This is a genomic window from Bordetella ansorpii (assembly GCF_900078705.1).
Taxonomy (GTDB): Bacteria; Pseudomonadota; Gammaproteobacteria; order Burkholderiales; family Burkholderiaceae_B; genus Bordetella; species Bordetella ansorpii_A.
Window position 1 is genome coordinate 34,630 of sequence record NZ_FKIF01000002.1, and the last position, 14,787, is coordinate 49,416.

At 64.4% G+C, this 14,787-nt stretch carries 14 protein-coding genes; 6 read left to right on the plus strand and 8 right to left on the minus strand.

All coding sequences use genetic code 11. The annotated features are described in order from the left end of the window. Positions 1 to 198 precede the first annotated feature (198 nt). The 7 genes from A6745_RS03770 to A6745_RS03800 all read right to left on the minus strand — a co-directional run bounded on the left by A6745_RS03770 (position 199) and on the right by A6745_RS03800 (position 5,917). Positions 199 to 1,461, minus strand: a complete 1,263-nt coding sequence (locus tag A6745_RS03770) for an STY4528 family pathogenicity island replication protein (protein ID WP_066123904.1) — start codon at positions 1,459 to 1,461, stop codon at positions 199 to 201. A gap of 3 nt (positions 1,462 to 1,464) precedes the next feature. Continuing rightward, positions 1,465 to 2,025 carry a DUF2857 domain-containing protein gene (locus A6745_RS03775; protein WP_066123908.1) on the minus strand — a complete coding sequence of 187 codons (561 nt, stop codon included), beginning with the start codon at positions 2,023 to 2,025 and terminating at the stop codon, positions 1,465 to 1,467. 15 nt (positions 2,026 to 2,040) lie between these two features. Then, positions 2,041 to 3,696: a ParB family protein gene (locus tag A6745_RS03780; RefSeq protein WP_066123910.1), complete on the minus strand. Its 1,656-nt coding sequence runs from the start codon at positions 3,694 to 3,696 to the stop codon at positions 2,041 to 2,043. After that, positions 3,689 to 3,937 (minus strand): hypothetical protein, encoded by a 249-nt coding sequence (locus tag A6745_RS03785; RefSeq protein ID WP_066123913.1) that lies wholly within the window; start codon positions 3,935 to 3,937, stop codon positions 3,689 to 3,691. The genes A6745_RS03780 and A6745_RS03785 overlap by 8 nt, the downstream gene beginning before the upstream one ends. After that, positions 3,921 to 4,796: a ParA family protein gene (locus A6745_RS03790; protein ID WP_066123916.1), complete on the minus strand. Its 876-nt coding sequence runs from the start codon at positions 4,794 to 4,796 to the stop codon at positions 3,921 to 3,923. Before A6745_RS03790 ends, A6745_RS03785 begins: the two co-directional genes overlap by 17 nt. 43 nt (positions 4,797 to 4,839) lie before the next feature. After that, positions 4,840 to 5,052, minus strand: coding sequence for an AlpA family transcriptional regulator (locus A6745_RS03795; RefSeq protein WP_066123919.1), 213 nt, complete (start codon positions 5,050 to 5,052; stop codon positions 4,840 to 4,842). 118 nt (positions 5,053 to 5,170) lie between these two features. Next, complete coding sequence (locus A6745_RS03800; protein WP_066123920.1) at positions 5,171 to 5,917, minus strand: type IV pilus inner membrane component PilO; 747 nt, start codon at positions 5,915 to 5,917, stop codon at positions 5,171 to 5,173. Positions 5,918 to 7,007: 1,090 nt separating this feature from the next. Between A6745_RS03800 and A6745_RS03805 the strand changes: the two genes are divergently transcribed. From A6745_RS03805 to A6745_RS03825, 5 genes are all read left to right on the plus strand, one after another. Then, the gene (locus A6745_RS03805; RefSeq protein WP_066123923.1) at positions 7,008 to 7,580 is read left to right on the plus strand and encodes an anthranilate synthase component II; all 573 of its coding nucleotides are present in this window, start codon (positions 7,008 to 7,010) and stop codon (positions 7,578 to 7,580) included. 11 nt (positions 7,581 to 7,591) lie between these two features. Further along, complete coding sequence (gene trpD, locus A6745_RS03810; protein WP_066123926.1) at positions 7,592 to 8,620, plus strand: anthranilate phosphoribosyltransferase; 1,029 nt, start codon at positions 7,592 to 7,594, stop codon at positions 8,618 to 8,620. Continuing rightward, a complete protein-coding gene (trpC, locus tag A6745_RS03815; RefSeq protein WP_066123930.1) occupies positions 8,617 to 9,405 on the plus strand; it encodes an indole-3-glycerol phosphate synthase TrpC in 789 nt (262 codons plus the stop codon). The genes trpD and trpC overlap by 4 nt, the downstream gene beginning before the upstream one ends. Before the next feature lie 165 nt (positions 9,406 to 9,570). Next, positions 9,571 to 10,026 (plus strand): 3-hydroxyacyl-ACP dehydratase FabZ, encoded by a 456-nt coding sequence (fabZ, locus tag A6745_RS03820; protein ID WP_066123931.1) that lies wholly within the window; start codon positions 9,571 to 9,573, stop codon positions 10,024 to 10,026. 207 nt (positions 10,027 to 10,233) lie between these two features. Further along, positions 10,234 to 10,437 carry a cold-shock protein gene (locus tag A6745_RS03825; RefSeq protein ID WP_066123934.1) on the plus strand — a complete coding sequence of 68 codons (204 nt, stop codon included), beginning with the start codon at positions 10,234 to 10,236 and terminating at the stop codon, positions 10,435 to 10,437. 463 nt (positions 10,438 to 10,900) lie between these two features. Here A6745_RS03825 and A6745_RS03830 read toward each other — a convergent pair whose 3' ends face one another. Next, positions 10,901 to 12,874, minus strand: coding sequence for a sigma-54-dependent Fis family transcriptional regulator (locus A6745_RS03830; RefSeq protein ID WP_066123937.1), 1,974 nt, complete (start codon positions 12,872 to 12,874; stop codon positions 10,901 to 10,903). Positions 12,875 to 13,102: 228 nt separating this feature from the next. Between A6745_RS03830 and adh the strand changes: the two genes are divergently transcribed. Continuing rightward, complete coding sequence (gene adh / locus A6745_RS03835) at positions 13,103 to 14,632, plus strand: aldehyde dehydrogenase (RefSeq protein ID WP_066123938.1); 1,530 nt, start codon at positions 13,103 to 13,105, stop codon at positions 14,630 to 14,632. Positions 14,633 to 14,787: the final 155 nt, after the last annotated feature.

Consider the following 14,787-nt stretch of genomic DNA (forward strand, 5'->3'; position numbering starts at 1 on the left):
CTATCCCCTGGGGATAGTTCCATCGAGCGCCAAGGAACGCTGCAGGCGCTGGATCAGCGCGGACAAGGCTGATTCCTCGACAGGCGATCAAGGCCTGGTGCGTAGTGCTTCGATGCCGTAGCCGTCAGTGGATTTATCCCCTGGGGATAGTTCCACTGGCATCCATGGGCGTCTGCTTTCACAGCCTTGCCGGCCGCTTCACTTGTTGGCGAGCAGATCGCGCAGCCGTTCGATGTGCTGCCTGGCGACTTCTGACGACACCGGCTTGCCCTGCGGTTGAGGTGGTGGTGTTCCGGGTCGCTGCTCGTTTGGCGTGACGGGTGCCGATGGCGCGTCCTTCTTGGCCCAGGCGTTGAACTCGCCATGGATCGCCCGCTGGATGATGCCGAACAGATAGCCCGCAGGATTGCGAATGCCGTGGCTTCCGCATCGTGTGGCCCATTCGTCCAGCACGGCCTGTCTCAGCGCGGCATCGACCTGCTGCAATGCCACCCTGGCACCTGTCTGCTGCTCTTCCTTCAATTCCGTAAAGCGCTTGGGCCATTGCAGATCGCCCAGTGCGCGCGCATGCCCGCGCTCGTGCGCGGTAGTACGTACTTCATTAATACAACTACTACGTACTGTACGGGCCTGCTTCGGATTCCGAAGAGAGGCGTCTTGCGCGGGTTTCGTCCCTGCTTCGGATTCCGAAGTGGGGTCATCACGATTCCGAAGAAGGCTCGCAACCCCTTCTTCGGAATCGTGAGAGGCATCCTCTTGTGGATAACTTTCGCTGATCGCGATGTCCTGACTGGTGAGACGTTCGGCCAGGACCTGCAACCGTGAAGGCAGTGTGCGACCGGAGAGCAATGGATCGTCCGCGATCTCCTTGAGCGTATTCAGCCCGACGATCTGCACAGCCTTAGCCGAATGCCCCAGGGATTGGCTGACCAGCGCCAAGTAGTCGGCGTCGAGCTGCATGGCCTCGAACGGCGTCAGGGGTTCATCGTGCAGGACATAGAGGTTGCCGAGGATGCGGCCGGTCTTCGGGTCGCGTCGTCGCCGCACCAGGCTCAACCATCGGGTGAGGCGCAGCAGCGTCAGCGCCCGCGCCACCGTTTCATGCGATGCCTGCCCGGCGCAAGGCATCGAGCCCAGCCACGGTCGAAGTTGCTCATAGGTCGGGAATGCGGTCACGCCATCGTGGTTGAGCATCAGCCGGAAGACTTGCCAGGCGTTGCGTTCCAGCGGCGTCAGGCGGCGATCCAGGAACAGCCGCCGCGGCACGGTCTCATGCCGATTCCCGCTGAACAGGAAGGCATCGCCGGATGTGCTGGGCGTAGGCGATGGTGCTGCCGCAGTTGCAGGTGCGCCGGGGCTGGGTTGGGACTGGGACTTGGGCGCAAGGCCTTGCAGCGCAGTGTCGAACAGGTCTGCCACTGGGATGGGGCCACGGCGTGGTGCGGTGTCGTCCACGGCCATGGCTCAGCCCAATCCCTGATCGACCCAGCCCTTGATTGAGGCCCAGACCACCGACAGGGGCAGTGACATGCCTTCGGCCAAGTCCATCGCGGCATCGAGGATGGAGGTTTCGTCTTCGAGATCGACGTTCCTGCTGCCGGTCACGGCCTTCCATTGCCGCCACAGTTCCGTGTCCTGCTTCTCATCCAGCACGGGGTGGCGGCCCTTGCGCTTGGGCAGGCCGAGGATTTCGCGGCGCAGCGCCACTTCCTGGTGGGTGAGTCCGTAGAAGCGGCAGACCATCTCCGTGCTGCCCCCCAGGCGTAGCATGCGATCAACGGTCGCGATTTCCTTCTCCACATCCTGCGCCTGCTTGAGCAGTCGCCGCAGCACTTCGCGGTTGACCGTCACCGAGCACCAGGACACGTTGGCGTTGGCCAGCACGCTGATCAGCGCAGGATGCTTGAGGGCGTCCAGTTCTTCCTCGCCAAACCCCATCAGCTTGCAGCGGCGCAGTTGCCCATTGCGCAGGTCGTAGAGGGCCTGGGCAATGACGGCCTGGTTGAGTGGGTGGGGTGCGGACATGCTAGCTTCCCTCGCTCACGTTCCAGAAGCCGCGCCGGCTTCCAGATCGAGCAAGCGGCGGGCCAGCCGCAGTAGCCGGAACAGCTTGACCAGTGCGGTGTCGCTCAATCGCCTGGCCGCATCGCCTTGACCGTGCAGCAGCGCCGGTAGGCTGCTGAGGACTTGTTCGTTACCCCGGCCGATGTCGGCGGACTGCTGACCGGCCAGGCACGCCAACAGCGTGAGGACGGCACGGCCCAGCGGCGCCGGGGCCTGGGTGCGGGCCCGGCAGGCAAAACCGATGCCGTCTGGACGGTCATCGATGCACTCGTCCAGTCCAGCCTCGCCCGCGATCTCGCGGGCGAACTGCGCGATGTGGGCGCGCAAACGCTCGGGCGTGTCCAGTCCGGGCTCGATGTACCAGACATCGGAGATCGGATAGAGCCCGCCGGCCTGCACGGGGATGGACTGCAAGACGTTCTCCGAGAAGTCCGGTGGCAGCGCGTCGCCCAACTGGTCGGCGACCATGCGCTGGATGGACTGGAGCCGTTCGGTCGTCGGCGCCGGCGAGACGATGTGCTCGGCAAGCAGATCGCCATCCGCTGCGGGTTTGGCCGTGCCCGCCTGGCTGGCATTTGCCTCGCTCTCGTGCGTCGAAGTGGTGGCCGCTGGCCGATCTGCAGGCGGTGCGGCAAGTGCGGGACCTGCGATGGGCGGCTCGGTCGTGGCAGGTGGGCGCGCGATGGCACGCGGCTCCGGCAGTACGGGTGGCGTCGAGAGCGGTGTCGGATCGCTGGCCAACGCGCGCTGCCGACTCTCGGATTCGGTCATGTCCAGAGCAAGCACGTCGTAATCGACGCCGAGCAGCTCGGCCATCTGACCGATCAACTCGTCCTGTACGCGCTGAGGGGCGAACTCGTCGCCCTGCGTGTCGAACTGCGAGAGTACTTCTTGGAAGAACTCGTCGAAGTCCTGCACTAGCGAGCGGCCTTTGGCGTAGCGCTCCCACGCGAACATGCAAGCTTTGCGCATGACCGACAGGCGTTCGACCTGGTGGCGGCCGAGGCCGCCATAGAGCACGGTCGGGATCGCGGGCAGGAGGTAGCGTACCGCGTCGCTCATGCGGCTGATGTGTGACTGCTGGACCGGGAAGCCATCGGCAGCGAGGCGGCGGGCCAACTCGGTTTGGCTCACGGCGGCGCTGCTTTCTTGCTCGTAGAACTCGCGCGCCTTCTCCACGCCCAAGGCCCGTTCAATGAACGTCAGGCCCCCGCGCAGTTCGTTCTCGGCCAGGTGGCCGGTCAGCATGACCACTTCACCACGGCTGGGCCAGGGCCGGAACAGGCACGATATGCGGAAGAACTGTTCGTCCTTCGTCTCCGACCACAGTTCGCGCAGGATCGCCAGCCGCGTGTTGCCGCCGTTGCGGATGATGTAGTGGTCCTCGCCTGGGCGCCGCGTGATGGCCGGTGCCGCGTCCAGGCCGCGCTCGCGGATGGACGCCTTGATTTCCTGGTAGACCGAGTTGCGCTTCTTCCTGGGGTCGTGGTCGTAGGGGCGCAACTGGTCCAGGGTCACGACCATCGGCGTGTCGGCGATGGGATCGCTTAGGGCCGAGGCGGACGGGCCGCTGCGCTCGAACCCCGCCGCAAGCAGTTTGCCGGCCATCTGCTGGGAGGTGATCTCAGCCATGGTCGTTTTCCTGCACCTGGAACTGCGCTTCGCGCTCGGCACGGCGGATCTGCGCGCGGGCGTTGAGCGCCGCTCGGTGATCGCTGGCGGTCGAGCTGGTGTAAATCGCGGCGCAACCGGTCTTGGTGAACTTGAGGTGGCCACCAGGCGTGCGCTTGACGTGCCAGCCCTCACCGACAGCGAACTCGATCAGGGCGCGCAGTCGCTTGTGGCCCCGGGCCAGATCATGTGCGTTCGCCATGAGGCCTCCTGGTATCAAGAGGGTGTGGCGGACGGCCGGACACCGTGGCAAATCGGTTCTGCCACTGCGGGAGCAATTCGGCAGCCAGACCGCGCATGGTGTCGAGCGCGGCGGGGGCGACTCTCCCTGGTGGCTGGCGGTACTCGACCCGATGCACAGGCAGACCGCGCGTCGCGGCGCGCGGATAGGCTTCGATGGCCGGCACGTCGGTCGCCAACACGCGGATGCCGGCGTGGTCCTGGAACAGATCGCGCAGGGCTTGCTGGATCAGCCGTGCGTTCGCCGATACGGGATGAACGCGGTTGATGAGCAGGTGCAGTGGTGGCGGCTCGATGCCCACGTGCCGGTAAGGTGCGATGTCCTCCAGCAACTGCATGGTGCCGCGCCGCAGCTCACGGGCCGCGAGGATCTCCGGGGTCACGGGCGACAGCGCGAGGTCGGAGGCAAGCACGGCCATCTCCAGTAGCACCGAGCGCGCGCCCTGAGTGTCGATCAGCACCAGGTCGTAGAGGGGGGCCAGCACTGGCAGCAGGTGCCGCAGTCGCAGGCGACCATCGGGCGCGTGCAGCAGCAAGGTGTTCAACTCGCCCCGGTGGTCGTTGGACAGCACCAGATCTAGGCCGGCGATGATCGTGCGGGACACAAGTAGGACGAGGTCGCGCTCGTTGAAGGCCAGCAACTCATAGATGCCGCCGGGAGCGCGGTGTGCCAGCTCATAGTAGGAGGACAAGGTGGGCTGCACGTCGAGGTCGAGCAGCAGCACGCGCAGACCCGCGTCAGCGGCAAGTCCGCCGAGGTTGGCGGCGGTGGTCGTTTTGCCGACACCGCCCTTGGTCGAGATAATGGATACAACCTGCATGGCGCTCTCCGTCAGGGGATAGGGAATTCCGAGGGAGAGCGAGTCACGTGCGGTTGTTGAGGCGTTCGGCGATCCACTGGTCGATCTCGATCGAGTCCCAACCCACCGCGCGCACGCCTAGACGCAGCGCCTGGGGAAATTGGCGTTTCTTCATCAGGTTGTAGATGTGGGCGCGTTTGAAGCCAGACTTGGCTTCGACTTCATCCAGCCGCAGGATGCGGCGCTCGTTCGGTTGCAGTACAGGTGTTTGCGACATGGCGGTCACTCCTGAACGCTCAGTGGCGTTTGTTGGCGTGACCTCTATTCAATAGACATGGCTGCGGAAAGACATTGCAAATGCAATATCCGCGACTGCACATACAAGCTGGCAAACCTCAAACGTTTGCGCTACGCAGGCGACGCCTTGCCGTTGCGAACTTGCCGTTCAACGTCCGCTCCGCGATGCCCATGGCTCCGCTGTGATGAGCCACCAATGCGCTCACCACGGCCTCCTGGGTTTTGAAACTGGAGTACGAGGTGCCCGATGGAGACTGGCCGAGCATCAGATCCAGCATCCCGCCGATTATGTTTAGATAGGTGGCCTCGGCTCGATCACTGATTGGGCATTGGGCGCAGGCGGGAATCATGGTGGACTGTTTGAGCAGAGCGTCGTATTTTTCCTGTAATTCGTTCAGTTGACGCTTGTACTGGTCCAAGGCGGATTTCAGGGCCAGCCGTTCGACAAGCATGGCTTGCCCGGTTTCTAGTGTGATGATGGGATGAGCTATACGCTCGCTGCGAGTAAAGAGGAACCCTGGTCGGTGCTCTGGATAGTGTTCACGCATCCATCGCTTAAGGTCCACGTGCCGCACGGTCAGGTTTGGGGAATCCCAAAGCGATTTGTCATTCGATGTAATGCCATCGCGCCCATATGCGAGTTCCCCGTTCTGAATTGCGTCATAGATTCGCTCCAAGAACAAACGCAGCTCATTCCATCTCGGGCAGTCGATCGTCTTCGGTAAGTGTCGATACGAAGATATCGACGGCAGAATTTCATTCGTATATCTCAATAAACCGGCCCAGCGTATAGCTGCTTCGATGGGAAGATAGTAGACTTTTGAAATAGGCGGACTATCGTGCATGCATCCATCTCCTATCGCGTTCTCTAAATCATTCCCTGTAAGTCAGATTAATTTCCGACTTTCGGATTTTGATTTTTCGAGAGCCTTAAGAACTAGCTGGCGCCGTGCACACGTATTTAAAATGTCATCGTTTCGTCGAAAATATGAGCTAATTTATGTTCGATCGACGAGCGCCAATCCAGGTCATGGCGGAATGTTCAACCAGCTCGACATTTACTCTGCGCACCTACGTGAGAGTTATGGATAGACCAATATTCAACAAGTCTGAATTTTCATAACCGCTTGGCTACATAGGTCTAAGAGAGTGAGCCATGCGCTTTGGGATGTGGATTCCAGAGTAAAAGCGCAGCTATTAGGTGGGATACGGAGAGTGACTGGGTCTAAAAAGAATGCTGTTAGATGAAATAAAAATAATGACAATCTGCCAAGGGCTTGAACCCCCAGCGTCCCGAGGTCAATGGCGTTGAACCATTGCAAGCTTTGGCTGCGCAACTCGAACAAGCTTCGGTATCGTGCTGTGGTGCAGGTAGAAATTTTTCTTGGCCTATCGCCCAGCTTCTGGACAGATGCTATAATGGAGCGCGCTGTACATGCGCCTGACAAATTACGTCAGGCCAGTTGACGAAAAGAACGATAGGATCTTCTTTCAGATGAATTTTTCCGCGACGTCCAACCTCCGTTGGTGGTGGCGCTTCTCATAGAAGCGGCACGTCGCTGCGGCATCGCGCCGCACCTTGCCGCCGAACCGGCAAGGCTCAGTGTCATCGCGCTCCCGGCAAGGCGGCTCCCAATTTCAAGGAGACTGCTTTCATGCCCCAACTTTCTTATCTGTTGAACCTCTTCCTGCGCGTCCTCTCGACATCGCGGGACGCAGCGATCTGCGCGGTCACGCAGATCGCTGCACGGGCCGGTGCTGACCGGCACGCCCATGACGACTATCGTCATCTACACGCATCACTCCACCCGACATCGTGGCACCACTGGATCATGGATACGCTGACTCCAAGGCAATCCAATGCCAATGTGTGTAATAGAGTGTGTAACGGAGCTTGTGTGTAATGAAAATTTCTTTTGAAATCAAGGAGTTATTATGGCTAGGCTTCTGATGCTAGACAACTACGATTCGTTCACCTACAACCTGGTCCAGTATTTTGGCGAGCTGGGTGAAGACGTACGCGTGGCGCGCAACGACCAGATCACGCTGGACGAGATCGCCGCCCTGAAGCCTTCGCGCATCTGCGTGTCGCCCGGCCCTTGCTCGCCGGCCGAAGCAGGCGTTTCCGTTCCCCTGATCCAGCGTTTCGCCGGCCAGGTGCCCATCCTGGGCGTGTGCCTGGGCCACCAGGCCATCGGCGCGGCCTACGGCGGCGACATCGTCCGCGCGCAGCAGATCATGCATGGCAAGACGGTGCGGATCTCGCACCGGGGCACCGACCTCTTCGCGGGCCTGCCCACGCCGTACACGGCCATCCGCTACAACTCGCTGACCATCGATCCGGCCACCCTGCCCGACTGCCTGGAAGTGACCGCCACGGCCGAGGACGGCGACATCATGGGCGTGCGCCACAAGACGCTGCCCCTCTACGGCGTCCAGTTCCACCCCGAATCCGTCCTGAGCGAGCACGGCCACGCCATGCTGCGCAACTTCCTGCAGATCCAATAAAAGGCTCCGTCATGACCATCTCCCCCGCCGAAGCACTGACCCGCTGCATCGAACACCGCGAGATCTTCCACGACGAAATGCTGCACCTGATGCGCATGCTGATGCGCGGCGAGATGTCGCCGCAGATCGCCAGCGCGCTGCTGATGGGCCTGCGCGTGAAGAAGGAAACCGTGGGCGAGATCACCGCCGCCGCGCAGGTGATGCGCGAGTTCGCCACGCCGGTCGTCACGCCCGATCCCGGCCAGTTGCTGGACATGTGCGGCACCGGCGGCGATGGCAGCCACACCTTCAATATTTCGACCACGGCCATGTTCGTCGCCGCCGCGGCGGGCGTGAAGATCGCCAAGCACGGCAACCGCAGCGCCTCGTCGTCCTCGGGCAGCGCCGACGTGCTGGAGGCGCTGGGCGCCAACCTGCAACTGACGCCCGCGCAGGTCGCCGAGTGCATCGAGGAAACCAGCATCGGCTTCATGTTCGCCCCCGCGCATCACGGCGCCATGAAGAACGTCGCCGCAGTGCGCAAAGAGCTGGGCGTGCGAACCATTTTCAATATCCTCGGTCCACTGACCAACCCCGCCGGCGCGGGCAACCAGTTGATGGGCGTGTTCCACCCCGACCTGGTCGGCATCCAGGTGCGCGTGCTCGAACGCCTGGGCTCGAAGCACGTGCTGGTCGTGCATGGCCGCGACGGCATGGACGAGGCCTCGCTGGGCGCGGCCACCATGGTGGGCGAACTGAAGGACGGGGTGGTCAGCGAATATGAAATCCACCCCGAGGACTACGGACTATCCATGATGTCCAACCGCAGCATCAAGGTGTCCAATCGCGAAGAGTCCCGCGAATTGGTCATCGAGGCGCTGGATAATGTCGAGGGCGCCGCCCGCGACATCGTCGCGCTGAATGCCGGACTGGCCATCTACGCGGGCGACAAGGCCGACTCGATCCCGCAAGCGCTCGCGCTGGCCTTCGAACTGATTGCTAACGGCGCAGCCCGGGCCAAGCTCGAGGAATTCTGCGCACATACCCGGAAATACCAATGAACGACATTCTCGCGAAGATCCTGGCCGTCAAGGCGGAGGAAGTCGCAGCGGCGCGCCAGATGCGCAGCGAGGCCGAACTGCTGCGCGAAGCGCAGGCGCGCCAGGATGTGCGCGGCTTCGCCCAGGCCATCGAGGACAAGATCGCCCAGGGCAAGGCCGGCGTCATCGCCGAAATCAAGAGGGCTTCGCCATCCAAGGGCGTGCTGCGCGAGCAGTTCGATCCCTCCGAGATCGCTGCCTCGTACGCCACGCACGGCGCGGCCTGCCTGTCGGTGCTGACCGATGTGCAGTTCTTCCAGGGCTCGCACGACAACCTGCGCCGCGCCCGCGCGGCCTGCGCGCTGCCCGTGCTGCGCAAGGACTTCGTCATCGACAGCTACCAGATCGTGTCGGCCCGCGCGATGGGCGCGGACGCGGTGCTGCTGATCGTCGCGGCGCTGTCGCCCTCGCAACTGCGCGACATGGAAGCCGTGGCCATGGACCTGGGCATGGACGTGCTGGTCGAAGTGCATGACGCGCAGGAACTGGACGTGGCCCTGAGCCTGAAAACCCCCCTGCTGGGTATCAACAACCGCAACCTGCGCACCTTCGAGACCTCGCTGCAGAACACCCTCGATCTGTTGCCGTCCATTCCCGCCGGCCGCCGCGTCGTCACGGAAAGCGGCATCCTGAAGCCAGAGGACGTGCAATTGATGCGCAGCCACAAGGTCGATGCGTTCCTGGTGGGCGAGGCGTTCATGCGCGCCCCCGAGCCGGGCGCGGAACTGGCCCGGTTGATGAACTGACGTTCCGCTGATACCGGTTCAGGCATGCGCCGCCGCCTGCCCATAGCCTGAATCGAATAGGGCCTGGCACGCTTCTGTGAGACACTGCCCGCTTGGCTAACGCGCCCCTCTTCCCGGGCCGTTTCAGCCGGCCGCTGGCTCCAGTGGTTCACAGGAGCGTGCCGCATGACCCTGGCCATCGACGAAATCCTGCGCCGATTGCCGCATCGCTATCCGATGCTGCTCATCGACAAGGTGACCGAGATCGTTCCCCGGGAACGCATCGTCGCGATCAAGAATCTTTCCCGCAACGAACCCTTCTTCGACGCATCCACCGGCAGGTCGGCCATGCCAGGCATGCTGATCGTCGAGGCGATTGCGCAGGCCGCGGCCCTGTTCTCGTTCTCGCAAGAAGAACAGGACATCAGGCCGGAACACGACACCGTGGTGTACTACTTCCTGGGAATCGACGATGCGCAATTCTCCGGCCAGGCCTTCCCCGGCGATCAGTTGCGCCTGGAGGTCAACGCGCTGCGCCTGAGCCGCTCTTTGTGCAAGTACCAGGGGCGTGCGCTGGTGGGCGATGCCCTGGTCGCCCAGGCCCGCATATTGTGCGCCATGCGGTCCGCCCCCCTGCAATAACCCCTCGGGACGCCATGCGGGCGCGCCCACGCGGCATTCTTGTGACACGAATTCGATTGACGTGCCGCCCGATGCCCACCATAGTGTCCGGGAGATCCTCAAGCGTTGCGATATTCGACCGGTTCTGCGCCATGCGGCGCGCATTGTTCGTTTTCCCTTCCTTGATTGTCTTTTCGACAACAACATCTTTTGAGAAGGAATAACGACATGGAAACCGGTATCGTGAAGTGGTTCAACGCGGAAAAGGGCTTCGGTTTCATCATGCCCGAGAACGGCGGAAAAGACCTGTTCGCGCATTTCTCCGAAATCCAGGGCGACGGCTTCAAGTCGCTGGAAGAGAACCAGCGCGTCAGCTATGTCGCCGGCGAAGGCCCCAAGGGGCCGCAGGCCACGAAAATCCGCGTGCTGTAAGCGGATTGGCGCGCGTGCGGGGCAATGCGCGGCACGCGGTCCATCCGCCTGCGTGCAGCGCCCCTGCCGTAGCGCCTCGAAGACATCGGGCGGCCCCCTGTGGCCGCCTTTCAACATCAGTTCCACGCCATCCAGGGCGGGATCGCCGGCGTGCATCGTGCACACCGCCACGCCGGGCTCAGCGTGTACGGCAACGTCAAGGCACGGTGCATTCCAGGCCTGCGAACGTGAATCCCTCGTCCCGCGCGCGCTGCCGCCCAGCCCGTTCACATGCAGCTGGCCCCCCCGCCAGGCGCCACGGCACCTGGTAGGCCGGAAACGCCATGCCCAGCAGCGGACGGCGCGGCATCGCGGCCAGGCCGTTGCGTGCGAGGTATTCCCGGGTTCCCCTGCATCTGCGGCATCCTGACCCGCCTTGACCGCCTGACGAAACCTGGCATCGTGATCTGACCCATATCCAGCCTCATCGCCGGGGGCCTTCCGCCTGCCCTCGCCGATACAACGTACTGCGATGCACGCCCAGCTTGCGTGCCGCCTTGCTGACATTGCCACCGCACGCCGCCAAGGCGTCGCGGATGGCAGCATCGGTCAAGGCATCCAAGGTATCGGCCGCGTGCGCGGATGCGCCCGGAGCATGCGTTTTATCAGACGCAATCTCATGCGGCAGCATGTCCGCACGCACCTCGCCGGCCGGCCCCGCCAGCACGCGCAGGGTTCGCAAGGTGCTGGCCAACTGCCGGAAGTTGCCCGGCCATTCATAGCGCGCCAAAAGGCCCAGCACGTCCGCCGGCAGCGACGGCGTGCCGCCCGCCGATTGCCACAACGCCCGCACCACCGCGGCACGGTCCGCGCGCTCGCGCAGCGCAGGCATCCTGACGGTGTACTCGGCAATCCGGAAGTACAGATCGGCCCGCACGGCCTGCGGGTCGCCCGGATCCAGCGGCCGGTGCGTGGCGCACACCAGCGCGAAATCCACCGGCACGGCGCGGCCGCCGCCCAGGGGCGTCACCTCGCGCTGCTGCAGCACCCGCAACAGGCGGGCCTGCAAGGCCAGCGGCATGTCGCCGATCTCGTCCAGGAACAGCACGCCGCCCTCGGCCTGCCGCAGCAGGCCCTTGCTGCCCTGCCGACGCGCGCCGGTGAACGCGCCCTCGTCATACCCGAACAGCTCGGATTCGATCAGGCTTTCCGGCAAGGCCGCGCAGTTCACGGCCACGAAGGGGCCTGCCGCGCGCACGCTGTGCGCATGCAGGCGGCGCGCGAAGACCTCCTTGCCGCAGCCGGTCTCGCCTTGCAGCAGCACGGACACGCCCGCATCCAGCAGGCGCACGGCGCGGCTGAGTTCAGCCGATGCGGCGGCGTCGAACCAGGGCGCGGGATCATGCGGCACGTGGGCCGCTGAAGCGGGCGCATCAGCGCCCCGGCGGGTCCGCAAGGAGGACACGGACGGTGGCGGCTCGGCGGGCCTCGGTACGCCGCCAGGCATCGCAGGCGTCCCGGCAGCACGGCCACGCAACGGCGCCGAGCGCGCCTGCCCGCCTTCGCCCGGCCAACGCAGCCGAGCATGCAAGGCGGTATCGCCATGCAGGCGATGCACCCAGCCACGCGCGGCCACCTGCGCGGGCGTATCGGCGAACAGCTCGCCGTACCGGAACACGCCCAGCGCGCCGCCATCCAGCCCCAGCAGGTGCAGGGCATGGCGGTTGGCCCCCACCAGCACCTCGCCGTCGAACGCCAGGATGCCTTCGCACACGGTTCCCAGCACCTCGCGCTCGGCATGCACGCGCAGCACCAGGCAATCGCCGTAGCCTTCGTCGTACATGCGGTGCTCGATCTGGTCCACGGCCATGCGCACCAGCCCCAGGGCATGGCCATGCGCGCCGGTGGCGCGGCCCGACAGATCCAGCAGGCCCATCGTCTGGCCGCGCGGATCGGTGATGGGCACGGCGGCGCAGGTCAGGATGCGATTGGGTTCGAAGAAGTGTTCGGCGCCATGCACGGCGATGGGCCGCCGCTCGACCAGCGAGGTGCCGATGGCGTTGGTGCCCGCGGCGGACTCGCTCCACGCGGCGCCCGGCAGCAGCGACACCTGCGATGCACGGTCCACGAAATCCGCGCTGCCCCCGGTGTCCAGCACCAGGCCGTCGGCGTCGGTCAGCACGATCAGGCCACCGCTGTGGCTGGCCTCATGGCGCAACTGGTCCAGCGCGGGGCGGCACAGGCGGCGCAGGGTCTCGTGGCGCTGCAGCGCCTCGCGCAGCTCGGACTGGGTCAGCGGCTGCGGCGGGCGCAAACCCTGCATGCGATGGCCCAGGTCGGCGCAGCGCCGCCAGGAACGCAGGATGGGCTCCGCCACCAGATGGTCGGGCACGGCGCCCTGTTCATTGAACAGACGCCGCGCGTTGGCCAGCGCCTGCTGGCGGGATAGCGTGGGCATGGTGGTCTCCGGTAGGCGTTCTGCGACACCTGTTCCAGCGCAACTGTCGCAAAACGCGACACGAACCGGCGAGCATCGCTGCAACATCCAGGCGCCGCCGGCGGACACGCCTACTGTCGCATGCGGGCCGCCGGCTTGTCCATGCGTAAAACCGGCGCATCCGTCCCCTTGGCACGCTTATTGCATCGCTACGGACGGGTATCCCAAACATCACATAAAGGAGACGACATGGACACTTCCACCCGCATCGCCCCGGGCGCCTACGGCTCGCCGATCGACATCAAGAAGGAATACGGCAACTTCATCGGCGGCAAGTTCCATGCGCCTGCCGAGGGGCAGCTGTTCGACAACATCACGCCGGTCACCGGCCAGATCCTGTCGCGCCATGCCCGCTCCACCGCGCAGGACATCGAACTGGCGCTGGACGCCGCGCACAAGGCCGCGCCGGCCTGGGGCCGCACCTCGGTGGCCGAGCGCTCGCGCCTGCTCAACCGCATCGCCACCGTCATCGAGGACAACCTGGAGCTGCTGGCCACCGCCGAGACCTGGGACAACGGCAAGCCGATCCGCGAGACACGCGCCGCCGACATCCCGCTGGCCGTGGACCATTTCCGCTATTTCGCCTCGGCCATCCGCAGCCAGGAAGGCGGCCTGTCCGAAATCGACGCGGACACCGTGGCCTATCACTTCAAGGAACCGCTGGGCGTGGTCGGCCAGATCATTCCGTGGAACTTCCCCATCCTGATGGCCGCCTGGAAGCTGGCGCCCGCGCTGGCGGCCGGAAACTGCGTGGTGATGAAGCCCGCCGAGCAGACCCCGCTGGGCATCCTGGTGCTGGCCGAACTGATCGCCGACGTGCTGCCGCCGGGCGTGCTGAACATCGTCACCGGCTTCGGCCTGGAAGCCGGCAAGCCGCTGGCCTCGAACAAGCGCATCGCCAAGATCGCCTTCACCGGCGAGACCACCACGGGGCGCCTGATCATGCAGTACGCCTCGCAGAATCTGATCCCGGTCACGCTGGAACTGGGCGGCAAGTCGCCCAACGTGTTCTTCGCCGACGTGGGCGCGCAGGACGACGACTTCCTGGACAAGGCCATCGAGGGCTTCGTGATGTTCGCGCTGAACCAGGGCGAGGTGTGCACGTGCCCCAGCCGCGCGCTGATCCAGGAATCGCTGTACGACCGCTTCATGGAACGCGCTTTGCAGCGCGTGGCCGCCATCAAGCAGGGCAACCCGCTCGATGCCGACACCATGATCGGCGCGCAGGCTTCCAGCGAGCAACTGGAGAAGATCCTGTCGTACCTGGACATCGGCAGGCAGGAAGGCGCCGAGGTGCTGGCGGGCGGCGACCGCGCGCAGCTGCAGGGCGACCTGAAGGACGGCTATTACGTGCAGCCCACGGTGTTCAAGGGCAAGAACAACATGCGCGTGTTCCAGGAGGAGATCTTCGGGCCGGTCGTGTCGGTCACCACCTTCAAGGACGAAGCCGAGGCGTTGCAGATCGCCAATGACACGCTGTACGGGCTGGGCGCCGGTGTGTGGTCGCGGGACGGCAACACGTGCTATCGCATGGGCCGCGCCATCCAGGCCGGCCGCGTGTGGACCAACTGCTATCACGCCTACCCCGCGCATGCGGCATTCGGCGGCTACAAGCAATCGGGCATCGGACGCGAAACGCACAAGATGATGCTCGACCACTACCAGCAGACCAAGAACCTGCTGGTGAGCTACAGCCCGAAGAAGCTGGGGTTCTTCTGAGGCAGGCCCTGGGGCGGGATCGCTTGCGGCCGGGCCTGCGCCTGGCCGCATGGCGGTTACGCCGGTATCGTAGTCAGCACCCACCCGAGCAGCGGCCGCTGCGCCGGCGGGTCCTTCGATCGCGCGGGCGCTTTGGCAGGGCATTTCCGGCGGCC